This window comes from Streptomyces sp. NPDC001717 (assembly GCF_042892775.1).
In the GTDB taxonomy this organism is placed as follows: Bacteria; Actinomycetota; Actinomycetes; order Streptomycetales; family Streptomycetaceae; genus Streptomyces.
On record NZ_JBIAUK010000001.1, the window covers coordinates 418167 to 440393 of the forward strand.

The following is a 22227-nucleotide window of genomic DNA, read 5'->3' on the forward strand; positions in this document are numbered from 1 at the left end:
GGAGCGGCTGCCGAGCATTGGAGGGGGACCATGACCGAGTACGAGGACACCCGCGGAGCCGAGGCGCTGCGACCGCACGCAGAAGACGCCTTCGCACACGAACTGAAAGCCCTGGCAGCGGTCGACGACCGGCCCCGCCCGGCCCGCTGGAAGCTCTCCCCGTGGGCCGTCGCCACCTACCTGCAGGGCGGCACGCTCGCGGACGGCACGGTCATCACGCCCAAGTACGTGGGGCCCCGCCGGATCGTCGAAGTCGCCGTCACCACCCTCGCGACCGACCGCGCCCTGCTCCTGCTCGGGGTCCCCGGCACCGCCAAGACCTGGGTGTCCGAACACCTCGCGGCCGCCGTCAGCGGCGACTCCACCCTCCTCGTCCAGGGCACCGCCGGAACCCCCGAGGAGGCCATCCGGTACGGCTGGAACTACGCCCGCCTCCTGGCCCACGGCCCCAGCCGCGAAGCACTCGTCCCCAGCCCCGTCATGCGGGCCATGGCCGAGGGCATGACCGCCCGGGTCGAGGAGCTCACCCGCATCCCCGCCGACGTCCAGGACACCCTCATCACCGTCCTGTCCGAGAAGACGCTCCCGATACCGGAACTCGGCGAAGAGGTCCAAGCCGTGCGCGGGTTCAACCTCATCGCCACCGCGAACGACCGCGACCGGGGCGTCAACGAGCTCTCCAGCGCGCTGCGCCGCCGCTTCAACACCGTGGTCCTGCCGCTGCCCGCCACGGCCGACGCCGAGGTCGACATCGTCGCCCGGCGCGTCGACCAGATGGGCCGCGCCCTGGACCTGCCGGCCGCGCCCGAGGGCCTCGAGGAGATCCGCCGCGTCGTCACCGTCTTCCGCGAGCTGCGCGACGGCGTCACCGACGACGGCCGCACCAAGGTGAAGTCCCCCAGCGGCACCCTGTCCACCGCCGAGGCCATCTCCGTCGTCACCGGCGGCCTGGCCCTCGCCGCGCACTTCGGGGACGGCGTGCTGCGTCCCTCCGACGTGGCCGCCGGGATCCTCGGCGCCGTCGTCCGCGACCCGGCCGCCGACAAGGTCGTCTGGCAGGAGTACCTGGAGGCGGTGGTCCGCGAGCGCGACGGCTGGAAGGACTTCTACCGCGCCTGCCGGGAGGTGACGGTATGAGTCCGAGCCCGAAGGGCCCCCTGCTCCTGGGGGTGCGGCACCACGGGCCGGGATCGGCCCGCGCGGTGCGGGCCGCCCTGGAGGCGGCCCGGCCGGCGGCCGTCCTGGTCGAGGGCCCGCCCGAGGGGGACGCACTCCTCGCGCTCGCCGCCGACCCGGGCATGAGGCCGCCCGTGGCGCTGCTCGCGCACGCCGCCGACGACCCCGGCCGGGCCGCGTTCTGGCCGCTGGCCGAGTTCTCCCCGGAATGGGTCGCCATCCGCTGGGCGCAGGAGTCCGGCGTACCGGTGCGGTTCATGGACCTGCCGGCCGCGTACGCGCTCGCCCGAGGGGAGGAGGAAGAGCGGACGGCGGGGGAATGCGAGCCGTCCGCACGGATGGACCCCCTCGCCGTGCTGGCCGAGACCGCCGGGTACGACGACCCCGAGCGCTGGTGGGAGGACGTCGTCGAACACCGGGGAGCCGGTGCGGCCGACGCCCTGGACGCGTTCGAGGCCCTCGGCGAGGCCATGGACGTCCTGCGCGGGGCCGCCGGCGACGGAGTCGACGCCCGGGACCTGGTGCGCGAGGCCCACATGCGGCAGCGGATGCGGGCCGCCCGCCGGGAGTTCGGCGACGGGTACGCGGTGGTGTGCGGGGCCTGGCACGTCCCGGCACTGCGGGCGAAGACCACCGTCGCCGCGGACAAGGCGCTGCTGGCGGGACTGCCCAAGGTCAAGGTGGAGACCACGTGGGTGCCCTGGACCCATCGCAGGCTCGCCCGGGCCGGCGGGTACGGAGCGGGCATCACCTCGCCCGGCTGGTACGCGCACCTCTTCGCGGCCCGGGACCGGCCCGTGGAGCGGTGGCTGACCAAGGTCGCGGGCCTGCTGCGGGAGGAGGACCGGCAGGTCTCCTCGGCGCACGTGATCGAGGCGGTCCGGCTGGCGCAGACGCTGGCCGCGATGCGGGGGAGGCCGCTGCCGGGTCTGACGGAGACGCTGGAGGCCGTCCGGGCGGTGATGTGCGACGGCTCCGACGTGCCGCTCGCGCTCATCGAGGACCGGCTGGTGGTCGGCGACGTGCTCGGCGAGGTCCCCGACGGGGCTCCCGTCGTACCGCTCCAGCGCGACCTGACCCGGCAGCAGCGCTCGCTGCGGCTCAAGGTCGAGGCGACCGACCGCGAGCTGGAACTGGACCTCCGCAAGGACACCGACACCGCGAAGTCGCTGCTGCTGCACCGGCTGCGGCTGCTCGGGATCGAATGGGGCAGACCGACCGCCTCCCGGAGCAGCACCGGGACCTTCCGGGAGACCTGGCGGCTGCGCTGGGAGCCGGAGTTGTCGGTGCGCGTCGCCGAGGCGGGCATATGGGGCACCACCGTCCTGGCCGCGGCCACCGCCAAGGCCGAGGCGGAGGCGGCCGCGGCGGAGGAGCTCGGGGAGGTCACCGCGCTCGCGGAGCAGTGCCTGCTCGCCGGGCTCTCCGAGGCGCTGCCCGCCGTGCTGCGGGCCCTGGCGGACCGGGCCGCGCTGGACACCGACGTGGCACGGCTCGCCAAGGCCCTGCCGGCACTGGCCCGTTCGCTGAGGTACGGGGACGTCCGGGGCACCGACGCGGCGGCCCTCGCCACGGTGGCGACCGGCCTCGCGGAACGCATATGCGTGGCTCTCCCGTCGGCGTGCGCGGCCGGTTTGGACGCGGACGCCGCGGCGGAGCTGCGGGGCCACGTGGACGGGGTGCACGGCGCGGTCGGGCTGCTGGCCGACGCGGAGGAGGGGCTGCGCGAGCGCTGGGCCGCGGTCCTGCGGAAGCTGGCCGAGAGGGACGCCGTGCCCGGCGTGATCCGCGGCCGGGCGGCCCGGCTGCTGCTCGACGACGGGCGGCTGCCGGCCGAGGAGACGGCCCGGCTGATGGGGCTCGCCCTGTCGCCGGCCGCCGACCCGGCCGACGCGGCGGGCTGGATCGAGGGCTTCGCGGGCGGGAGTTCGGGCGGCGGCACCCTGCTCGTCCACGACGAGCGGCTGCTGGGCCTGATCGACAGCTGGCTGGTGGGGGTCCCGGAGCGCGCGTTCACCGACGTACTGCCGCTGCTGAGGCGGACGTTCGGGGCGTACGAGCCGGGGGTGAAACGGACGTTGGGGGAGCTGGTCCGCCGGGGCCCTGGCGGGCGGCCGGGCGGTGTCCGTTCCGTCGGCGCGGCGCCGGAGGGTTTCGCGCCCGAGCTGGACCCCGTTCGGGCGGATGCGGTCGTGGACGTGGTGCGGATGCTGCTGGCCGGTGCGGCGGCTTGAAGGCCGGCCGGTGCGGCGCCGTTGCCGGGGCTCCGCCCCGGACCCCGCGCCTCAAACGCCGGCGGGGCTGGATGTTCCCGGCGGGGCCGGATTGCGCGTCGGGCGTGGGAGACGGCCCGGAGAAGGGCCGGCTGTGACGTGCGGTCGATACGACGAGTGCAGGGGGATGGACGGATGAGCAGGACTGAGAGCCAGGCCGTGGCCGGTGTCGGCGCCGACACCGCCGGAGGCGAGCGGTTGCGGCGGTGGCGGATGGTGCTCGGCGGGGGTGAGGGGGACGGGACCGGGTGCGTCCTGGGCGGGCGGGACGCGGCGATGGATGCCGCGCTCGGTGCGCTGTACGGGGGAGGGACGGGGACGGGTCGGAAGGGCGCCGGGGAGCGGTCGGCCGGGCTCGGGGGCTCCGCGCCGAACGTGGCCCGCTGGCTCGGGGACATCCGTACGTACTTCCCCGCCTCGGTGGTCCAGGTCATGCAGCGCGACGCGATCGAGCGGCTCGGCCTGTCCGCCCTGCTGCTGGAGCCGGAGATGCTGGAGGCCGTCGAGCCCGACGTGCATCTGGTCGGCACCCTGCTCTCGCTGAACAAGGCGATGCCCGAGACCACGAAGGAGACGGCGCGGGCCGTGGTCCGCAAGGTGGTCGAACAGCTGGAGAAGAAGCTCGCGGCGCGCACGCGGGCCACGCTGACCGGAGCCCTCGACCGGTCCGCCCGCATCAGTCGGCCCCGGCACCACGACATCGACTGGGACCGGACCATCCGGGCGAATCTGAAGAACTACCTGCCCGAGTACCGGACCGTGGTCCCCGAGCGGCTCGTCGGCTACGGCCGGGCGGCGCAATCGGTGAAGAAGGAGGTGATCCTCTGCATCGACCAGTCGGGTTCCATGGCGGCCTCGGTCGTCTACGCCTCGGTCTTCGGCGCGGTGCTCGCCTCCATGCGGTCGATCGCGACGCGGCTGGTCGTCTTCGACACGGCAGTGGTGGACCTGACCGATCAGCTCGACGACCCCGTGGACGTCCTCTTCGGCACCCAGCTGGGCGGCGGCACCGACATCAACCGGGCCCTGGCCTACTGCCAGTCGAAGATCACCCGACCCGCCGACACCGTCGTCGTCCTGATCAGCGATCTCTACGAGGGCGGCATACGCAACGAGATGCTGAAGCGGGTCGCCGCGATGAAGGCGGCGGGGGTCGAGTTCGTCACCCTCCTCGCGCTGTCCGACGAGGGCGCCCCGGCCTACGACCACGAGCACGCCGCCGCCCTCGCCGCGCTCGGCGCTCCGGCCTTCGCCTGCACCCCGGACCTGTTCCCCGATGTCATGGCCGCGGCGCTGGAGAAGAGGCCCCTGCCCATGCCATGACGGGCCCGGACAGCGCCACCCTGTGAATCGGTAGATCGCACGAACTTCCAGTTCAACCGTGAGGCGATCTGTGAGAGGAATCACCGCTCAGGTGTGATCTGCGATTTAGGGTCCTACGTCCCACGGGGATAACCTGCGGGACGGACATGCCGCGTCCACGGTCACCGTGTGCGCCTTCCTTGTGACAGCGCCGTCACGTTGCCCTCCGCGGCACGCCCACGCAGATAGCAGACAAACCGCGAATCACTGCGAATCTTTGAAGACAAGGGACGGACGCGCGTGGACCTGTTCGAGTACCAGGCGAGGGACCTCTTCGCCAAGCACGGTGTACCGGTGCTGGCCGGTGAAGTCATCGACACGCCTGAGGCGGCTCGCGAGGCCACCGAGCGGCTGGGCGGCAAGTCGGTCGTCAAGGCGCAGGTGAAGGTCGGCGGCCGCGGCAAGGCCGGTGGCGTGAAGCTCGCCGCCACCCCGGACGAGGCCGTCGCCCGCGCGACGGACATCCTGGGCATGGACATCAAGGGCCACACGGTCCACAAGGTGATGATCGCCGAGACCGCTCCCGAGATCCTCGAGGAGTACTACGTCTCGTACCTGCTGGACCGCACCAACCGCACCTTCCTGGCCATGGCCTCGGTCGCGGGCGGCATGGACATCGAGCAGGTCGCCGAGGAGACCCCCGAGAAGCTCGCCAAGGTCCCGGTGAACGCCAACGAGGGCGTGACCATCGAGAAGGCCCGCGAGATCGTCGCGCTGGCGCAGTTCCCGGCCGAGGTCGCCGAGAAGGTCGCCGAGGTCCTCGTGACCCTGTGGAAGACCTTCATCGCCGAGGACGCGCTCCTCGTCGAGGTCAACCCGCTCGCGAAGGTCGCCTCCGGCGACGTCATCGCCCTCGACGGCAAGGTCTCGCTCGACGAGAACGCCGAGTTCCGCCAGCCGGGCCACGAGGAGTTCGTGGACCACGCGGCCGCGAACCCGCTCGAGGCCGCCGCCAAGGCGAAGAACCTCAACTACGTCAAGCTCGACGGTGAGGTCGGCATCATCGGCAACGGCGCGGGTCTCGTCATGAGCACCCTCGACGTCGTCGCGTACGCCGGTGAGAACCACGGCGGCGTCAAGCCCGCCAACTTCCTGGACATCGGCGGTGGCGCCTCCGCCGCCGTCATGGCCAACGGTCTCGAGATCATCCTCGGCGACCCGGACGTCAAGTCCGTCTTCGTCAACGTCTTCGGTGGCATCACCGCGTGCGACGAGGTCGCCAACGGCATCGTCCAGGCGCTGGCCCTGCTGGAGGAGAAGGGCGAGGCGGTCACCAAGCCGCTCGTCGTCCGTCTCGACGGCAACAACGCCGAGCTGGGTCGCAAGATCCTCTCGGACGCCAACCACCCGCTGGTGCAGCGCGTGGACACCATGGACGGCGCGGCCGACAAGGCCGCCGAGCTCGCGGCTGCGAAGTAAGGGCAGAGGTCACAGACTCACATGGCTATCTTCCTCAACAAGGACAGCAAGGTCATCGTCCAGGGCATGACCGGTGCCACGGGCATGAAGCACACCAAGCTGATGCTGGCTGACGGCACCAACATCGTCGGCGGCGTGAACCCGCGCAAGGCCGGCACGACCGTCGACTTCGACGGCACCGAGGTCCCGGTCTTCGGTTCCGTCGCCGAGGCGATGGAGAAGACGGGCGCCAACGTCTCCGTCCTCTTCGTCCCGCCGGCCTTCGCCAAGGCCGCCGTCGTCGAGGCGATCGACGCGGAGATCCCGCTGGCCGTCGTCATCACCGAGGGCATCGCGGTGCACGACTCCGCCGCCTTCTGGGCGTACGCGACCGCCAAGGGCAACAAGACCCGCATCATCGGCCCGAACTGCCCGGGTCTGATCACCCCCGGCCAGTCCAACGCCGGCATCATCCCGGGCGACATCACCAAGCCCGGCAAGATCGGTCTCGTGTCCAAGTCCGGCACGCTGACCTACCAGATGATGTACGAGCTGCGCGACATCGGCTTCACCTCCGCCGTCGGCATCGGTGGCGACCCGGTCATCGGCACCACGCACATCGACGCCCTGGAGGCCTTCGAGGCCGACCCGGAGACCGAGCTCATCGTCATGATCGGCGAGATCGGCGGCGACGCCGAGGAGCGTGCGGCGGACTTCATCGCGAAGAACGTCACCAAGCCGGTCGTCGGTTACGTCGCGGGCTTCACCGCCCCCGAGGGCAAGACCATGGGCCACGCCGGCGCCATCGTCTCCGGTTCTTCTGGCACCGCACAGGCCAAGAAGGAGGCTCTCGAGGCCGCGGGCGTGAAGGTCGGCAAGACGCCGACCGAGACCGCGAAGCTGGCGCGCGAGATCCTGAACGCCGCTCAGTAAGCAGTCCGCGTACGGACGCAAGGGCGTGGCCCGCACCCCTCGGGGGGTGCGGGCCACGCCCTTTTCCTTACGCCCCTCAGTCGCTGCTCATTCGGTCTTCGGGGCGATCCTGGCCGGACCGGCCGCCGGGTCCGAGCGCAGCTTGTCGTGCAGGGCCTTGCTCGCCTCCGTGAGTTGCTGGGGCCCGCTGTGCGGGGGCACGCCGGAGACGCTCGCCCCGGGGGCGTTCGGAGGCTCGTACTTGGTGGGCGCGGTCGCGGTCGTGTACGCGGTGGCCACGGCGATCACCGCGGCCAGTCCGACCACGGCGCGCGTCCGCCGCCGGGCGCGCCGCTCGGCATGGGCCCGTGCCGCGGCGGCGGGCCGCGGTTCGAGCGCCACGGCCGGAGTGAGCGCGGTGAAGCGGTCGCGCAGCAGCGCGGACTGCTTCTCGGGCGCCGCGGCGGCCAGCGCGGGGATCCGCGCGGCGAGCGTGGCGTGCGCGTGCAGCAGTCGGTTGCCGGCGGTGGGGGTGCTGGCCTCCGTCTCGGCGGCGGTGTCGGGCAGGTCGAGTCCCACGCCGTCGTAGAGCAGCACGGTGCGGCGGTGGTTGGTGGGCAGCGCGAGCATGGCGTCGAGGAGGATCCGGTCGGCGGGCTCGGCCGGGGGCTTGTCGGGATGGCGGTGGGCGCGGCGGAGCTGGTGCCAGGGCGAGAGCGCGTACTCGTACGCGGCCGCGCGCACCCAGCCCACCGGGTCCGGGTCGGTCGCGACCTCGGGCCAGCGGTCCCAGGCCTGCTGGAAGGCACGGTCGACGGCCTCCAGGGCGAGGCCCCGGCGCCCGGTGAGGAGGTACGCCTGCCGGGTGAGGGCGGCCGCGGCGTGGGCGTGCAGGGCGTCGAAGTCGTCGACGGGCAGCCGTGTCGCCTGCGGCGTCGCTCGGTCGGGCTGCTGCTCGGGCTCGGCGGTGGTCAGCGGCGCGGCTGCGGGGGCCGGCCCAGGGGGCCCTGCGGACCCGGCCGCCGGTGCTCCTGCCGCTGCCGCTGCCGCTGCCGGTGCCGGATGGGGGTCGGGCGCCGTGGTGGCCTGCGGAGTGTCGGCGTGGGCCGGCTGGGCTGCGGCCGGGGCCGGGGTGGTTGGCGCGTCGCTCCCGGTCGGCCCCGGTGTCGTCCGGGTCCCCGGCGGTGACGGTTGCCCGTCGGGCCTGGCGGCGGCGGTGGGTTCGGTGGTTCCGGATGACGGCGCCCCGGTGGGGGGCGGCGGGTGGGCGCCGACCGCGGCCGGCAGCGGGTGCTCGGCGTTGTCGCGGGCCGCCCCGACGGGTGGCTTCGCGGCCCGCGCGACGGTGGCCTCGGGCCGGGTCCCGGCATCGGCGAAGGCCCGTACGGCTCCCGGCGCGTGCGACGCGGGTGACGGGGTGTCGGGTGAGTCGGCGTCAGCGTCGCGGGGGTGGGGGGCGGCTTCGGCGGGCGCGGCCGCCTCCGGCTCCGCCGGGGTGCCCGCGGGGGCGGCGGCCCTGCCCGGTGCGGCCTCGCCCCCCGTGGCGGGGGGCTCCGCCGGTTGCGGCCCCGCAGGCGCGTCCGTGCGCGTGCCCGTCGGCTCGGCCCGGGTCCGCAGGCGGGTCAGAAAGCGCGCGTACACATCCAGTTTGCGGCCGCGCGGGGCCGTGCGGCCGGATTCCCAGGAGCGGACCGTGGTCGGGGTGACGCCCACCGCCGCCGCGACCTCATCGTGCGTCAGCTCCGCCGCTTCGCGCAGTCTGCGGCGCTCCTTCGGGGACGGGAGGCCCCGCTCCGCGTCGGATGCGGAGGTCGTATCGACGCTTTGTGTCATGCCGTACTCCCCGCGATCTGACCGGTCTGGGCGAAAAAGTACATAAACGTATATTGAGCGACACCACGGGCATTCGCCTGTTACGCACTCATAGCGCGTGTCGAAGGCACCATGGCGGGGTGACCCAAGTGACCGAACGCGGGACCCCGTTGCGGACGGCCCCGCGAGCCGGCCGGCGGCGCCGCTCGCCGGCCGCCGCCGCATGCGTGATGGGCGGCGCCGTGGCGGCCGGGCTCGGGCTCGGCTTCCTCGCCGTGCTCGTCATCGTCCTGTGGATCAGCTCCCCCTACCCCGACAGCGGCCCCGGCGGGGCCCTCCACCTCGCCGCGGGACTGTGGCTGCTCGCGCACGGTACGGAGTTGGTGCGGTACGACACCCTGTCCGGTGTGCCCGCGCCCGTCGGGGTGACCCCGCTGCTGCTCGTGGCGCTGCCCGTGCTGCTGATGCGGCGTGCCGCCCGGCTGGGGAGCGGGTCCGATGACGGCGGTGAGGAGGGCGGCGAGGGCGGCGGCGAGGAGGTGCTGCCCGCCGGCGCCGTCTTCTCGGCCGTGCTCTGCGGCTACCTCGCGGTCGGCGCCCTCGCCACGGTGTACGCCGCCGGGGGGCCGATGCCGGCCGACCCGCTCAGCGCCGCGTGGCACGTGCCGCTGGTCGCCGTGCTCGCGGCGGCCGGCGGGGTGTGGGCCGCCCGGGGGCGTCCGGACGGACCGCTGCCGACCTGGCTTCCGGAGGGCGTACGGAGGGCTGTCGCGCGCCCCCGGTACGCGCTCGCGCTCCGTGCAGGGGCGGGCGGGGCCCTGGTGCTGCTGGGCGGCGGGGCGCTGCTGGTCGGCGTCTCGCTCGCGTGGCACGGAGCCGAGGCGCAAGGGTCGTTCCTGGCGCTGACCGGGGTGTGGTCGGGGCGGTTCGCCGTGCTGTTGCTGGCGCTCGCGCTGATCCCCAACGCGATGGTCTGGGGGGCGGCCTACGCGCTCGGCCCCGGCTTCGCCCTCGGCGCCGGCGCGACCGCCACTCCGCTCGGCTTCGCCGGGTCGCCCTCGCTGCCGAGGTTCCCGTTGCTCGCCGCGCTTCCGCCCGAAGGGCCCGGGACCCCGCTGACCTGGGCGGCGGTCGGGGTGCCGGTGGCGGCCGGGCTGGCGGTGGGGTGGTTCGCGGTACGCCGGGCGCGCGAGGTCTCGTGCGGGGAGACGGCGCTCACGGCGGCGCTGGGTGCGGTGGTGTGCGGGCTGGTGATGACCGGGCTGGCCGCTGCCGCGTCGGGACCGATGGGGTCGCGGCAGTTGGCGGAGTTCGGGCCGGTGTGGTGGGCGGTGGGGGCGGCGGCCTTCGCGTGGACCCTGCCGGGGGTGGTGGTCGCGGTGGCGGTGCACGCGTGGCGCAACCGGCCGGTTGCGCTCGCGCTGGGCCGGATGGACGGCGGCGGGGACGGAGAGGGCGGGTGGCACGACAGTGGCGTGCGGGAGCTTCGGTGGGAGGCGTTGAGGGCTGCCGCCGGTGGTTTGATCCCGGACATCTCGGCGCCGCCCGCTCCCGTCGAGGCCCCGGCCCCGGCGCCGGCCCCCGCTCCGGCCCCTGCCGCTGCCGTCCCGGCTCGGGCGTTGACCGTGGTGTCCGCCGTCGGGCCGGAGCTCACGGTGCCGGTGGCTGCGCCGCCCGTGCCGGTGGCTGCGCCGGAGCCGCCGTTGGCGCCGCCGGTGGTGGGGGCGCGGGTGTTGGCCCGGCGGAAGCCGTCGGCATAGCGCCACTGCCGGGGGCTCCGCCCCGGACCCCGCGCCTCAAACGCCGGCGGGGCTGTATGTGCCGGCGGGGCTGTATGTGCCGGCCCGGGCTGTACGTGCCGGATGTGCCGGTCGGGCCGGATCGCGGGCGGGTGGTGCGCCGCGAGGCTACTGGCGGACCTTCAGGATGTCGCCCACCACGTTGTTCGGGAGGAGGGTGTTGCACTGGAGTTCCGCGGACTGGGTGAGGGCGTCGTCCCGGCAGACGTAGAAGTCCTTGTACGCCAGCTGCACCGCGTACGAGCTCATCGACAGCAGGATCGCCAGTGAAGCCGTGATCAGGCCGCTCACCGCCGCCGTGCGCTGCGGGCGGGCCGCCGCGCCCAGGGCCGCCAGGCCGCCGGGCTGCTCGGGCCGGTCCGGGCCGGCCGCCTGGGCCGGGCGGCCGCGCAGGGCGCTGATGCCCCAGTAGAGGGCCAGCGCGCCCAGCAGGAGGCCGACCGACGGGATGCCGAAGATCCCGAAGAAGAAGCCCCACATGCCGGCCAGCAGCGCGTACCGCGCGCGCCGCTGGATCGGGTCCGTCGGGTCCCAGCGGGCCGGGCCTCCCTGGCCGTCCGCGTTCCCCGGGTCCTCCCCGGACCCCCGGCCCGGTCCGCCGTCGGCACCCGCGCGCGGCTGCCACGGCTGGTCCGGCCGACCCTCCGGCGGAGCCGCGAACGGGTTGTCGTCCGTGGAGGGGGAGTCGGGGGAGGAAGGGGTGGAGGGGGTGGAGGAGTCGGGCTGGCGGCGGTCCGGCATCGGGTGCGTTTCTTCCCCTGTGTCAAGGACGTCAGGGCGACGTCGAGGCGTGTACGCCTGACGCTACCGCCCGGCCGTCCCCCCGTCCCTCGGGGGCCGTCCGGTGTGCCGGTATCGTTGCAGGCGGTCGGTGGCTTCGTATGGTTCCCCGTATATCGGTACCCCGAAGTTTCGTATGACCGCACAAGACGAACACCGCAATTCCGCGAGAAAGGGCCTCCCATGGCCGCCTCCCGCCTGGTCGTGCTGGTCTCCGGTTCCGGCACCAACCTCCAGGCCCTGCTCGACGCCATCGACGCCCACCCCGGCGGACCCGAGGGCTTCGGTGCCGAAGTCGTCGCCGTGGGGGCCGACCGAGAGAACATCGCGGGCCTGGAGCGGGCCGAGAAGGCCGGGATCCCCACCTTCGTGTGCCCGGTCAAGGCCTACGGGAGCCGCGAGGAGTGGGACGTCGCCCTCACCGCGGCGACCGACGCGTACGCCCCGGACCTCGTCGTGTCCGCCGGGTTCATGAAGATCGTGGGCAAGACGTTCATCGACCGCTTCGGCGGCCGGTTCATCAACACCCACCCCGCCCTCCTCCCCGCCTTCCCCGGTGCGCACGGCGTACGGGACGCGCTCGCCTACGGAGCGAAGGTCACCGGCTGCACGGTCCACTTCGTGGACGGCGGCGTGGACACCGGTCCGATCATCGCCCAAGGTGTGGTCGAGGTGCGGGACGAGGACGACGAAGCCGCTCTCCATGAGCGCATCAAGGAAGTCGAGCGCCAGCTGCTCGTCGACGTCGTGGGGCGCCTGGCCCGGCACGGCTACCGCATTGAGGGACGAAAGGTAACGATCCAGTGACCGCCGCAGACACCGCAGCGAGCAACGACCCGACCACGAACCAGCGGCCGATCAGGCGTGCGCTCATCAGCGTCTACGACAAGACGGGACTGGAAGACCTGGCCCGCGGCCTGCACGAGGCGGGCGTCTCGCTCGTCTCCACCGGCTCCACCGCCTCGAAGATCGCCGCCGCCGGGGTGCCCGTCACCAAGGTCGAGGAGCTCACCGGCTTCCCCGAGTGCCTCGACGGCCGCGTCAAGACCCTGCACCCGCGCGTGCACGCCGGCATCCTCGCGGACCTGCGCCTGGAGGACCACCGCAACCAGCTCGCCGAGCTGGGCGTGGAGCCCTTCGACCTGGTGGTCGTCAACCTCTACCCCTTCCTGGCCACCGTCCAGTCGGGTGCCACCCCGGACGAGTGCGTGGAGCAGATCGACATCGGCGGTCCGTCGATGGTCCGCGCCGCCGCCAAGAACCACCCGTCGGTCGCGGTCGTCACCAGCCCGGCCCGCTACGCCGACGTCATCGCGGCCGCCCAGGGCGGCGGCTTCGACCTCACCGCCCGCAAGCGGCTCGCGGCCGAGGCCTTCCAGCACACCGCCGCCTACGACGTCGCCGTGGCCTCCTGGTTCACGAACGCGTACGCGCCGGAAGAGGGCGCCGTCCTGCCCGAGTTCCTCGCGGGCGCCTGGGAGCGCAAGTCGACCCTCCGCTACGGCGAGAACCCGCACCAGGCGGCCGCCCTCTACACGGACGGTCAGCCGGGCGGTCTCGCCAACGCCGAGCAGCTGCACGGCAAGGAGATGTCCTTCAACAACTACGTGGACACCGAGGCCGCCCGCCGCGCCGCCTACGACCACGAAGAGCCCTGCGTCGCGATCATCAAGCACGCCAACCCGTGCGGCATCGCCGTGGACCGGGAGGGCGTCGCCGCGGCCCACCGCAAGGCGCACGCCTGCGACCCGCTGTCGGCCTTCGGCGGTGTCATCGCCGTCAACCGCCCGGTGACCGTCGAGCTCGCCGAGCAGGTCGCGGAGATCTTCACCGAGGTCATCGCCGCCCCCGCCTACGAGGACGGCGCGGTCGAGATCCTGGCGAAGAAGAAGAACATCCGCGTCCTCAAGGTGGACGGCACCCCGCACCAGCCGGGCGACCTGAAGCCGATCTCCGGCGGTGCGCTGCTCCAGCAGTCCGACCTCTTCCAGGCCGAGGGCGACGACCCGGCCAACTGGACGCTCGCCACCGGTGACGCCCTCTCCGCCGAGGAGCTCGCCGAGCTGGCCTTCGCGTGGAAGGCCTGCCGGGCCGTCAAGTCCAACGCGATCCTGCTCGCCAAGGACGGCGCCTCGGTCGGCGTCGGCATGGGCCAGGTCAACCGCGTCGACTCGGCGAAGCTCGCCGTCGAGCGGGCGGGCGCCGAGCGCGCACAGGGCTCCTACGCCGCCTCCGACGCCTTCTTCCCCTTCCCGGACGGGCTGGAGATCCTGACGGCCGCGGGCATCAAGGCCGTGGTCCAGCCGGGTGGTTCGGTCCGTGACGAGCAGGTCGTCGAGGCCGCGAAGAAGGCCGGCGTGACGATGTACTTCACCGGCACCCGCCACTTCTTCCACTGACGCCGGCACCGGGGCTCCGGCCCCGGTCCCACAACGGCGAAGGCCGCGACCCGCATTGCTGCGGGTCGCGGCCTTCGCCGTGTGCGTGCCGTGCGTGCCGTGCGTGCCGTGCGCGGCTCAGTAGCGCGGGCGCTTGAACCAGGCGGCGCCGGGCGCGGAGACCATCGCCGCGAGGATGAGACCGCCGATGGCGAGGCTGATCACGCCGCCGGCCGCACCGCCCCCGCCGTTGGCGGAGGTGTTGGCGAAGTTCATGATGCCGCCGAGGATCGTCAGCGCCGCGTAGACGATCGAGGTGATGCGGACGCCGTTGCCGCCCTTGCCGTACTTGGCGCCGAGGACGACGGCCAGCACGCCGAGGGCGAGGGCGAAGAGTCCGAGGGCGATCACGACACCGCCGACCACGTCACCGGCCGTGCCGCTGTCCGTGCTGGACAGCGCCGCGCCGCCGAGGAACGCGAGCAGGCCGATGATGATCTGGAGGCCGCCGACGACGAAGAGGAGCACGCGCGCCGTCTTCACCAGACCGGGCATTTCCATGGGCATGCCCGGGTAGCCGCCGGGGCCGCCGGGGTACGCCGGGTAGCCCTGGGGCGCACCCTGCGGCGGGTAGGCGTAGCCGCCCTGCGGCGGGACGCCCTGCGGGGCCTGCTGCGGGTAGCCGTAGCCGGGCTGGCCCTGCGGGGGCTGCTGTCCGTACGGGTTGTTCGGGTCGCCGAAGCTCATCTGGGGTGTTCCTCCGTGGAAGTGCGGGGACGCACGGCAAACGCACGGAGGAACTTGCGTCTTGCGGTCCGCCCCCCGGCCCTGCCCGCGGCACTCTTTCCTTGCATCGTCGTGGGACACGCAAGTACTTGTCCAGTTGGTTGCAATCAGCCCCGTCACTTGTTGTGCAAGTGCAATGAACCGCGTGCAGCGGCGAACGCCCGTCCGGCACCGTGACTGGAACCGGGGGCACTCCATCCGGGAGGATGGGTGCATGACCGCCCAGATTCTCGATGGCAAGGCCACAGCGGCCGCGATCAAGTCCGAACTGACCGCCCGCGTGGCGGCCCTGAAGGCCCGGGGCACGACCCCCGGCCTCGGCACCCTGCTGGTCGGCGACGATCCGGGCAGCCGCTGGTACGTCAACGGCAAGCACAAGGACTGCGCCGAGGTGGGCATCGCCTCCATCCAGCGCGAACTGCCCGCGACGGCCTCCCAGGAGGACATCGAGGCGGTCGTACGGGAGCTCAACGACAACCCGGAGTGCACGGGCTACATCGTCCAACTCCCGCTCCCCAAGGGCATCGACACCAACCGGGTCCTGGAGCTGATGGACCCGCTCAAGGACGCGGACGGCCTGCACCCCATGTCGCTGGGCCGGCTGGTGCTGAACGAGCCGGGCCCGCTGCCGTGCACCCCGTACGGCATCGTCGAGCTGCTGCGCCACCACGACGTCGAGATCAACGGCGCCCACGTCGTGGTCCTCGGCCGCGGCATCACCGTCGGGCGCTCCATCGGCCTGCTGCTGACCCGCAAGTCCGAGAACGCCACCGTGACGCTCTGCCACACCGGTACGCGCGACCTGTCCGGGCTGCTGCGCCAGGCCGACATCGTCGTCGCGGCCGCCGGTGTCCCGCACCTGGTCAAGCCCGAGGACGTGAAGCCGGGCGCGGCCGTGCTCGACGTGGGCGTCAGCCGCGACGAGAACGGGAAGATCGTCGGCGACGTGCACCCGGGCGTCGCCGAGGTGGCGGCCTGGATCTCCCCGAACCCGGGCGGTGTCGGCCCCATGACCCGCGCCCAGCTGCTGGTCAACGTCGTCGAGGCGGCGGAACGGAGCACCAGTGCAGGCTGAATCCGACGCCGAGCAGGCGGGCACGGAACGCCCGCCCGGCTCCCGCCGCTTCCCCTCCGTCACGCTGGACACCGCCCGCCCCGAGGGCAGCGGCCGGGCCGTGCCCGGCGCCGTCTCCACGCCCGCGCGGCAGTGGCCGATGCTCAGCGTGCTCACCGCGACGGCGGTCGGGCTGCTGGCCACGGCGCTGGGGCATCCGCGCATCGGCACCCTGGTGATCGGCATCGCCCTCATCGCGGCCTCGGCCATGCGGCGGCTGCTGCCCTCGGTGGGGATGCTCGCGGTGCGCTCCCGCTTCACGGACATGGTCACGTACGGGCTGCTGGGCGTGGCGATCACGCTGCTCGCGCTGGTCATAGAACCCAAGCCGGTGCTGGAGCTCCCGTTCCTGGAGGACGCGGTCCGCTTCACCGTGCGCTGAGACCCCCGAAGGGAGGCCCGGCAATAGCCCGAAAGGGTCGAGATGCAGGGCGGAAACCACCCTCCCGCCTTCGAACCCTCCGGTCCGTGTGCCATGCACCACAGGGACCGGGGGATCGAGCCGCTCCAAGGTCGGATAGCCTGACCGCGGATGTCTCTTCACATCAAGATTCACTGGGAAGCGGCGTCCTCCAGCACATGGGGCGGGACGCCCCAACCGCCAGCTGTCTAACGGAGAAGGCCATGACCCGCACTCCCGTGAATGTCACCGTCACCGGCGCCGCCGGCCAGATCGGCTACGCGCTGCTCTTCCGCATCGCGTCCGGCCACCTGCTCGGCGCGGACGTGCCGGTCAAGCTCCGCCTCCTGGAGATCCCCCAGGGCATGAAGGCCGCCGAGGGCACCGCCATGGAGCTCGACGACTGCGCCTTCCCGCTCCTCAAGGGCATCGACATCTTCGACGACCCGAACCAGGGCTTCGCCGGCGCCAACGTCGCCCTCCTCGTGGGCGCCCGCCCGCGCACCAAGGGCATGGAGCGCGGTGACCTGCTCTCCGCCAACGGTGGCATCTTCAAGCCGCAGGGCGCCGCGATCAACGCGAACGCCGCGGACGACATCAAGGTCCTGGTCGTGGGCAACCCGGCCAACACCAACGCGCTCATCGCGCAGGCCGCCGCTCCGGACGTCCCGGCCGAGCGCTTCACCGCGATGACCCGCCTGGACCACAACCGCGCGATCACGCAGCTGGCCCAGAAGACCGGCTCCGACGTCACCGACATCAAGCGCCTCACCATCTGGGGCAACCACTCGGCGACCCAGTACCCCGACATCTTCCACGCGGAGATCGCCGGCAAGAACGCCGCCGAGGTCGTGAACGACCAGGTGTGGCTGGCCGACACCTTCATCCCGACCGTCGCCAAGCGCGGCGCCGCGATCATCGACGCCCGTGGCGCCTCCTCGGCCGCCTCGGCCGCCAACGCCGCCATCGACCACGTGCACACCTGGGTCAACGGCACCGCCGCGGGCGACTGGACCTCGATGGGCATCCCGTCGGACGGCTCCTACGGCGTCCCGGAGGGCATCATCTCCTCCTTCCCCGTCACCACCAAGGACGGCAAGTACGAGATCGTCCAGGGTCTGGACATCAACGAGTTCTCCCGCAAGCGCATCGACGCCTCCGTGGCGGAGCTCGTCGAGGAGCGCGACGCGGTGCGCGAGCTCGGCCTGATCTGATCCCGGATCGCTCCACCGGATCGCTTCACCGGAACGCCCCGGCGGGTCTGCCCGCCGGGGCGTTCCGTGCGTTCGCGGCCGGGTCCCGGTGCGAACCCCCGTACGGCACCGGACCGCCGCGTCAGGCCTTGTACATGCCCGGCTTGTAGTGGCCCGGCGTCAGGCGCGTGGTGACCCCGATGCGGTTCCAGACGTTGATCGTCGCGATGACGGCGATCAGCTGGGCCAGCTCCTTCTCCTCGAACCGCTTGGCCGCCTTCTCGTACACCTCGTCGGGCACGAAGCCGTCGGTCAGCACGGTGACGGCCTCGGTGAGCTCGATCGCGGCGAGCTCCTTCTCGGTGTAGAAGTGCCGCGACTCCTGCCACGCGGGCAGCAGCACGATGCGTTCGACGCTCTCGCCCGCCGCGATGGCGTCCTTGGTGTGCATGTCGATGCAGAAGGCGCAGTGGTTGATCTGCGAGGCTCGGATCTTCACGAGTTCGACCAAGGCCGGGTCGAGGCCCTTCTTGGAGGCGATCTCCAGGGCCAGGACGGCCTTGTAGACCTCGGGGGCGACCTTGGCCATCTGCATGCGCGGGGTGTGCTCGTGTGCGTTCTGTGTCTCGGTCATGTGATCAACCCTAGGGTTGGGGCGGCCCATGGATATGGTCCATATCCATGACGGATTCGTGGGCCATTTTCGGTGCCGACCTGCATCTGGACCTCTCCGCCGGGCGCGGCCTGCGGGCCGGGCTCACCGAGGCGCTGCGCGAGGCCGCGCGCAGCGGACGGCTGGCGGCCGGGACGCGCCTGCCGTCCTCGCGGTCGCTCGCCGTAGACCTGGGCATCGCGCGGAACACGGTCGCGGAGGCGTACGCCGAGCTCGTCGCCGAGGGCTGGCTGACGGCCCGCCAGGGCTCCGGGACCAGGGTCGCCGAACGGGCCCGGCCGCGCCGGACCGCGGCCGCCGGCGCCGGCCGGGCCCGTCGCCCCCTGCGCGGCGGGCCCTCGCACGACCTCCAGCCCGGTTCCCCGGACCTGAGCGGCTTCCCGCGCGCGGCCTGGCTCTCGGCGGCCCGGCGCGCGCTCACCAACGCGCCGAACGAGGCCTTCGGTTACGCGGTCGAGGTGCGCGGCCGGATCGAACTGCGGGAAGCCCTCGCCGGGTACCTGGCGCGGGCGCGCGGGGTGTACGCGGACCCCGAACGGATCGTGCTGTGCGCCGGGTTCGTGCACGGGCTGACCCTGCTGGCGGCGGCGTTGCGGGCGCGGCGGGTGCGGGAGGTGGCGGTGGAGGGGTACGGGCTGGACATCCACCGGGAGCTGTTGGTGAAGGCGGGCCTGCGGACGCGTCCGCTGGGCGTGGACGCGGAGGGGGCCCGTACGGGTGAACTCGGCGCGGGCGGACCCGGCGTGGGCGCGGTGCTGCTGACCCCCGCGCACCAGTTCCCGACCGGCGTCGCGCTGACCCCGGCCCGGCGGGCGGCCGCCGTGGACTGGGCCCGGACCACGGGCGGGCTGATCCTGGAGGACGACTACGACGGCGAGTTCCGCTACGACCGCCAGCCGGTGGGGGCGCTCCAGGGACTGGACCCGGACCGGGTCGTCTACCTGGGCACGGCCAGCAAGTCCCTCGCGCCGGGGCTGCGGATCGGGTGGCTGGTGGTCCCGCCGGGGCTGGTGGACGAGGTCCTGGCCGTCAAGGGCGTGACCGACTGGACCTCCAGCGCGCTGGAGCAGCTCACGCTCGCGGAGTTCATCACCTCGGGGGCGTACGACCGGCACGTGCGCGGGATGCGACTGCGGTACCGGCGGCGGCGGGACGAGCTGGTGGCGGTGGTGGCCGACCGGGTCGGGGTGTCCGGGATCGCGGCGGGACTGCACGCCGTGCTGGACCTCCCGGAGGGGACGACGGAACGCTCGGTGATCCAGTCGGCGGCCTGGCACGACCTGGCGCTGGACGGCCTGTCCCGCCACCGCCACCCGGAGGCGGACCTCCCGCCGCGGCCGGCGGTGGTCGTCGGATACGGGACCCCGTCGGACAGCGCGTGGGGCCCGGCGCTGGCAGCCCTGTCCGCGGTGCTGCCGTAGGGAGGGTGCGGCGCCGCTGCCCCCGAACCCCCGCGCCTCAAACGCCGGCGGGGCTGGATGTGGCCGATGCCGTCCGCCAGGCCCGGGCAAGTCCAGCCCCGCCGGCGTTTGAGCCCCGGTTCGGGAAGGGGCGGGGTGGGGGAAGGCTCCGCGCAGCGGTGGCGGCGCGTCCCGGCGGGCTGCGGCTCCGCGCAGCGGCACGGCACCCCCGGTTCACGCCGGGGCCGGGTCCGCCGGGGCCGGGGGCTCGCCGAAGCGGGCCAGGGCCAGGGAGCCCGCAAGGGCCACGGCGAAGCCCAGCACCGCGAGCCACGTCAGCCCCTCGCGGGTGCGGTCGCCGAGCCAGGCCACGCCCACCACCGCCGGACCGATCGTCTCGCCCAGCACCATCCCGGCCGTCGCCGCCGTCACCGAGCCGCGCGCCAGTGCCGAGGTGAGGAGGAGGAACGCCGCGCCGCCGCCCAGCAGGAGGGCGTACAGCGCCGGGTTCAGCAGCTCCCGCAGCGAGAAGGAGTCGATGAGCCGCACCGACACCTCCACCACCCCGAAGCCCGTCCCCGAGGCCAGGCCCAGGACCAGGGCCCGCGGCCCGTCCGGGAGCCGCCCGGCCGCCGCGCCCACGGCCGGCACCATCACCGACACCCCCAGCAGCCCCAGCTTGAGGGCCAGGGACCCCTCCCCGGAGCCCTCCTCCCCGGAGGCCAGCCCCAGCATCAGCAGCCCCGCGCACACCACCCCCACCGCGGCCCACTCCGTACGCGACAGCCGCACCTTCAGCAGGCGCGAGGCGGCCACCGCCGTCACGGCGAGGCTCGCCGCCAGCGCGGCCCCCACCGTGTAGATCGGGACGTGGCGCAGCGCGATGATCTGGAGCACGAACCCGGCCGCGTCCAGGCCGAGGCCGGCCAGGTACCGCCACTGGCGGGCCGCCCGCAGCAGCAGCGCCGGGTCCACCCCGGAGCCCGTCCCGGGCTCCGCGGCCCGGGCCGCCATCGCCTGCAGTACGGACGCCGTACCGAAGCAGACCGCCGCCCCGAGCGCACAAACCATCCCAATCAGCACGAACTGACTCTAGGTCACGGTTTCTGCGACGGCCGGATTCCATCGCCCGGGGGCACCGCTCTACGCTGTCCCGACGTACGCAGGGTCCCAGGGGGAGCAGCAGACATGGACAGCAGCAACACGAACCGGCGCCGCATGCGCTCCGGCGCGGTCGCCCTCGGCGGCATGGGCCTCCTCGCCGCGACCCTCGTGGCCTGCGGCAGCAGCGACGAGCCGGACAAGCGCTGCGCGTCCCGCTCGACGCTGGAGCACCTCAACAGCAAGGAGTGCAAGAGCGGCGGCCGCGGCTCGTACTACTACGGCGGTTACGTCTCCTCCGGCAAGGTCTCCGGCGGCAGCTTCGACAAGTCCGCCGTCACCCGCGGCGGCATCGGCGGACACAGCAGCTCCGGCTCCAGCGGCGGCTGAGGAACACGGAACCAGGCACATGAAGCGGCACACCATCGAGCCCCGCCCCGACTGGCAGAAGACCGTCGAGGAGCAGGGGCTGATCTACCCCCTGACCCGCTACCCCGACGACTCCCTGCGCCCTTACTGGGACGAGAGCGCGTACTACTCCTTCTCCCTCCCCGAAGTGGAGGCCCTGGAGAACGTCGTCGAGGAGCTGCACGCCATGTGCCTGGCGGCGGCCGCGCACATCGTCGACCACGACCGCTTCGCCGACCTCGGCATCACCGACCCGAAGCTCGCCGCGCTCGTCGCCGACTCCTGGCGGCGGCGCGCCGAACAGCCCTCCCTCTACGGCCGATTCGACCTGCGCTACGACGGCTCCGGCAGCCCCGCGAAGCTGCTGGAGTACAACGCGGACACCCCTACCTCCCTCGTGGAGGCGGCGAGTCCGCAGTGGTTCTGGATGGAGGAGCGGTTCCCCGGCGCCGACCAGTGGAACTCCCTCCACGAACGCCTCGTCGACGCCTGGCGCCGGCAGGCCGAGCTGCTGCCTCCCGGAGTGCTGCACTTCGCGCACTCCGAGACCGACGAGCTCGGCGAGGACCTGATGACGGTCGCCTACCTCCAGGAGACCGCGGAGCAGGCGGGCATCGAGACCCACGCCCTGTCCGTCGAGCAGATCGGCTGGGACAGCCTCACCGGCCGGTTCGTGGACGACAAGCTCCGCTTCATACGCGGCTGCTTCAAGCTCTACCCGTGGGAGTGGCTGGCCGCGGACGAGTTCGGCCCGCAGGTCCTCGGGACCTACGACCTCGGCGGCGGCAGCGGCACCACCTGCTGGATCGAGCCGCTGTGGAAGATGCTGCTCTCCAACAAGGCGCTGCTCGCGATCCTCTGGGAGCTCTTCCCGGAGCACCCGAACCTGCTGCCCGCCTACCTCGACGGTCCGCGCGAGCTCGCCGACACCACCGGTTACGTGGCGAAGCCGTTGCTGGGCCGCGAGGGCGCCGGCGTCACCCTCCACGAGGCGGGCGGCGACGGGGAGCCGTTCACCCCGGAGGAGGGCGAGCGGTACTGCTTCCAGGGCCTGGCCCCGCTGCCGGACTTCGACGGCAACCGGGTGGTGCTCGGCGCGTGGGTCGTCGAGGACGAGGCGGCGGGGCTCGGCATCCGCGAATCCGCGGGGCCGGTCACGGACGAGTACGCCCGCTTCCTGCCGCACGTGATCCTTTAGGGCGGGCCCGGCCCGGCGGGCCTCCCGGCCGGCGGAGCCCGGCGGCCCCGCCCTCCGGTCCCGC

Annotated in this window: 19 protein-coding genes; 14 read left to right on the forward strand and 5 right to left on the reverse strand. The window is 73.3% G+C overall.

The genetic code is table 11. The features are described from left to right. The first annotated feature begins 30 nt into the window (after positions 1-30). The 5 genes from ACFYZL_RS02145 (at position 31) to sucD (ending at position 7142) form a co-directional block, all read left to right on the forward strand. Positions 31-1137, forward strand: coding sequence for an AAA family ATPase (locus ACFYZL_RS02145; RefSeq protein ID WP_388675282.1), 1107 nt, complete (start codon positions 31-33; stop codon positions 1135-1137). Beyond that, positions 1134-3410 (forward strand): DUF5682 family protein, encoded by a 2277-nt coding sequence (locus ACFYZL_RS02150; RefSeq protein ID WP_384757590.1) that lies wholly within the window; start codon positions 1134-1136, stop codon positions 3408-3410. The genes ACFYZL_RS02145 and ACFYZL_RS02150 overlap by 4 nt, the downstream gene beginning before the upstream one ends. A gap of 174 nt (positions 3411-3584) precedes the next feature. Beyond that, positions 3585-4772, forward strand: coding sequence for a VWA domain-containing protein (locus ACFYZL_RS02155; RefSeq protein ID WP_388675284.1), 1188 nt, complete (start codon positions 3585-3587; stop codon positions 4770-4772). 279 nt (positions 4773-5051) lie between these two features. Then, positions 5052-6230: an ADP-forming succinate--CoA ligase subunit beta gene (gene sucC / locus ACFYZL_RS02160; RefSeq protein WP_362598192.1), complete on the forward strand. Its 1179-nt coding sequence runs from the start codon at positions 5052-5054 to the stop codon at positions 6228-6230. Positions 6231-6251: 21 nt separating this feature from the next. Beyond that, on the forward strand, positions 6252-7142 hold the full coding sequence (sucD, locus tag ACFYZL_RS02165; protein WP_030710487.1) for a succinate--CoA ligase subunit alpha: 891 nt from the start codon (positions 6252-6254) through the stop codon (positions 7140-7142). A gap of 87 nt (positions 7143-7229) precedes the next feature. Here sucD and ACFYZL_RS02170 read toward each other — a convergent pair whose 3' ends face one another. Next, positions 7230-8954, reverse strand: a complete 1725-nt coding sequence (locus ACFYZL_RS02170; protein ID WP_388675288.1) for a helix-turn-helix domain-containing protein — start codon at positions 8952-8954, stop codon at positions 7230-7232. Positions 8955-9073: 119 nt separating this feature from the next. Between ACFYZL_RS02170 and ACFYZL_RS02175 the strand changes: the two genes are divergently transcribed. After that, positions 9074-10693 carry a DUF6350 family protein gene (locus ACFYZL_RS02175; protein ID WP_388675291.1) on the forward strand — a complete coding sequence of 540 codons (1620 nt, stop codon included), beginning with the start codon at positions 9074-9076 and terminating at the stop codon, positions 10691-10693. Positions 10694-10840: 147 nt separating this feature from the next. Here the strand turns inward: ACFYZL_RS02175 and ACFYZL_RS02180 are convergent, their stop codons facing one another. Then, entirely contained in the window at positions 10841-11473 is a 633-nt protein-coding gene (locus tag ACFYZL_RS02180) for a hypothetical protein (protein WP_384757696.1), read from the reverse strand. A 222-nt stretch (positions 11474-11695) separates the two neighbouring features. Between ACFYZL_RS02180 and purN the strand changes: the two genes are divergently transcribed. Further along, a complete protein-coding gene (purN, locus tag ACFYZL_RS02185) occupies positions 11696-12319 on the forward strand; it encodes a phosphoribosylglycinamide formyltransferase (RefSeq protein ID WP_384595429.1) in 624 nt (207 codons plus the stop codon). Further along, positions 12316-13911: a bifunctional phosphoribosylaminoimidazolecarboxamide formyltransferase/IMP cyclohydrolase gene (purH, locus tag ACFYZL_RS02190; protein WP_384757693.1), complete on the forward strand. Its 1596-nt coding sequence runs from the start codon at positions 12316-12318 to the stop codon at positions 13909-13911. The genes purN and purH overlap by 4 nt, the downstream gene beginning before the upstream one ends. A 117-nt stretch (positions 13912-14028) precedes the next feature. Here the strand turns inward: purH and ACFYZL_RS02195 are convergent, their stop codons facing one another. After that, positions 14029-14637 (reverse strand): hypothetical protein, encoded by a 609-nt coding sequence (locus ACFYZL_RS02195; protein ID WP_388675296.1) that lies wholly within the window; start codon positions 14635-14637, stop codon positions 14029-14031. A gap of 253 nt (positions 14638-14890) precedes the next feature. Here ACFYZL_RS02195 and ACFYZL_RS02200 point away from each other — a divergent pair, with 253 nt between their 5' ends. The 3 genes from ACFYZL_RS02200 to ACFYZL_RS02210 all read left to right on the forward strand — a co-directional run bounded on the left by ACFYZL_RS02200 (position 14891) and on the right by ACFYZL_RS02210 (position 17404). Further along, the gene (locus ACFYZL_RS02200) at positions 14891-15751 is read left to right on the forward strand and encodes a bifunctional methylenetetrahydrofolate dehydrogenase/methenyltetrahydrofolate cyclohydrolase (RefSeq protein ID WP_384596208.1); all 861 of its coding nucleotides are present in this window, start codon (positions 14891-14893) and stop codon (positions 15749-15751) included. Next, complete coding sequence (locus ACFYZL_RS02205) at positions 15741-16172, forward strand: DUF3017 domain-containing protein (RefSeq protein WP_384757688.1); 432 nt, start codon at positions 15741-15743, stop codon at positions 16170-16172. The genes ACFYZL_RS02200 and ACFYZL_RS02205 overlap by 11 nt, the downstream gene beginning before the upstream one ends. 242 nt (positions 16173-16414) lie before the next feature. After that, positions 16415-17404, forward strand: coding sequence for a malate dehydrogenase (locus ACFYZL_RS02210; protein ID WP_384757685.1), 990 nt, complete (start codon positions 16415-16417; stop codon positions 17402-17404). 121 nt (positions 17405-17525) lie between these two features. On the opposite strand, the gene ACFYZL_RS02215 is transcribed toward ACFYZL_RS02210, so the two are convergent. Further along, positions 17526-18017 carry a carboxymuconolactone decarboxylase family protein gene (locus ACFYZL_RS02215; protein ID WP_384757682.1) on the reverse strand — a complete coding sequence of 164 codons (492 nt, stop codon included), beginning with the start codon at positions 18015-18017 and terminating at the stop codon, positions 17526-17528. A 47-nt stretch (positions 18018-18064) separates the two neighbouring features. Between ACFYZL_RS02215 and ACFYZL_RS02220 the strand changes: the two genes are divergently transcribed. After that, positions 18065-19477, forward strand: coding sequence for a PLP-dependent aminotransferase family protein (locus ACFYZL_RS02220; RefSeq protein ID WP_388675301.1), 1413 nt, complete (start codon positions 18065-18067; stop codon positions 19475-19477). 213 nt (positions 19478-19690) lie between these two features. On the opposite strand, the gene ACFYZL_RS02225 is transcribed toward ACFYZL_RS02220, so the two are convergent. After that, positions 19691-20527, reverse strand: a complete 837-nt coding sequence (locus ACFYZL_RS02225) for a hypothetical protein (RefSeq protein ID WP_384758511.1) — start codon at positions 20525-20527, stop codon at positions 19691-19693. A 117-nt stretch (positions 20528-20644) separates the two neighbouring features. Here ACFYZL_RS02225 and ACFYZL_RS02230 point away from each other — a divergent pair, with 117 nt between their 5' ends. Both ACFYZL_RS02230 and ACFYZL_RS02235 read left to right on the forward strand, forming a co-directional pair. Next, on the forward strand, positions 20645-20947 hold the full coding sequence (locus tag ACFYZL_RS02230) for a hypothetical protein (RefSeq protein ID WP_384758508.1): 303 nt from the start codon (positions 20645-20647) through the stop codon (positions 20945-20947). A 19-nt stretch (positions 20948-20966) separates the two neighbouring features. Beyond that, positions 20967-22163: a glutathionylspermidine synthase family protein gene (locus ACFYZL_RS02235; RefSeq protein WP_384758506.1), complete on the forward strand. Its 1197-nt coding sequence runs from the start codon at positions 20967-20969 to the stop codon at positions 22161-22163. The last annotated feature ends 64 nt before the right edge of the window (positions 22164-22227 follow it).

Excerpts from the sequence above, each read along its gene's own strand:
- ACFYZL_RS02145 (WP_388675282.1), top strand. The coding sequence starts at position 31 with ATGACCGAGTACGAGGACACCCGCGGAGCCGAGGCGCTGCGACCGCAC.
- ACFYZL_RS02220 (WP_388675301.1), top strand. The coding sequence starts at position 18,065 with ATGACGGATTCGTGGGCCATTTTCGGTGCCGACCTGCATCTGGACCTC.
- ACFYZL_RS02195 (WP_388675296.1), bottom strand. The coding sequence starts at position 14,637 with ATGAGCTTCGGCGACCCGAACAACCCGTACGGACAGCAGCCCCCGCAG.
- ACFYZL_RS02235 (WP_384758506.1), top strand. The coding sequence starts at position 20,967 with ATGAAGCGGCACACCATCGAGCCCCGCCCCGACTGGCAGAAGACCGTC.
- ACFYZL_RS02200 (WP_384596208.1), top strand. The coding sequence starts at position 14,891 with ATGACCGCCCAGATTCTCGATGGCAAGGCCACAGCGGCCGCGATCAAG.
- ACFYZL_RS02170 (WP_388675288.1), bottom strand. The coding sequence starts at position 8,954 with ATGACACAAAGCGTCGATACGACCTCCGCATCCGACGCGGAGCGGGGC.
- ACFYZL_RS02210 (WP_384757685.1), top strand. The coding sequence starts at position 16,415 with ATGACCCGCACTCCCGTGAATGTCACCGTCACCGGCGCCGCCGGCCAG.
- ACFYZL_RS02150 (WP_384757590.1), top strand. The coding sequence starts at position 1,134 with ATGAGTCCGAGCCCGAAGGGCCCCCTGCTCCTGGGGGTGCGGCACCAC.
- sucD (WP_030710487.1), top strand. The coding sequence starts at position 6,252 with ATGGCTATCTTCCTCAACAAGGACAGCAAGGTCATCGTCCAGGGCATG.
- ACFYZL_RS02155 (WP_388675284.1), top strand. The coding sequence starts at position 3,585 with ATGAGCAGGACTGAGAGCCAGGCCGTGGCCGGTGTCGGCGCCGACACC.
- ACFYZL_RS02180 (WP_384757696.1), bottom strand. The coding sequence starts at position 11,473 with ATGCCGGACCGCCGCCAGCCCGACTCCTCCACCCCCTCCACCCCTTCC.
- ACFYZL_RS02225 (WP_384758511.1), bottom strand. The coding sequence starts at position 20,527 with ATGGTTTGTGCGCTCGGGGCGGCGGTCTGCTTCGGTACGGCGTCCGTA.
- ACFYZL_RS02230 (WP_384758508.1), top strand. The coding sequence starts at position 20,645 with ATGGACAGCAGCAACACGAACCGGCGCCGCATGCGCTCCGGCGCGGTC.
- purN (WP_384595429.1), top strand. The coding sequence starts at position 11,696 with ATGGCCGCCTCCCGCCTGGTCGTGCTGGTCTCCGGTTCCGGCACCAAC.
- ACFYZL_RS02215 (WP_384757682.1), bottom strand. The coding sequence starts at position 18,017 with ATGACCGAGACACAGAACGCACACGAGCACACCCCGCGCATGCAGATG.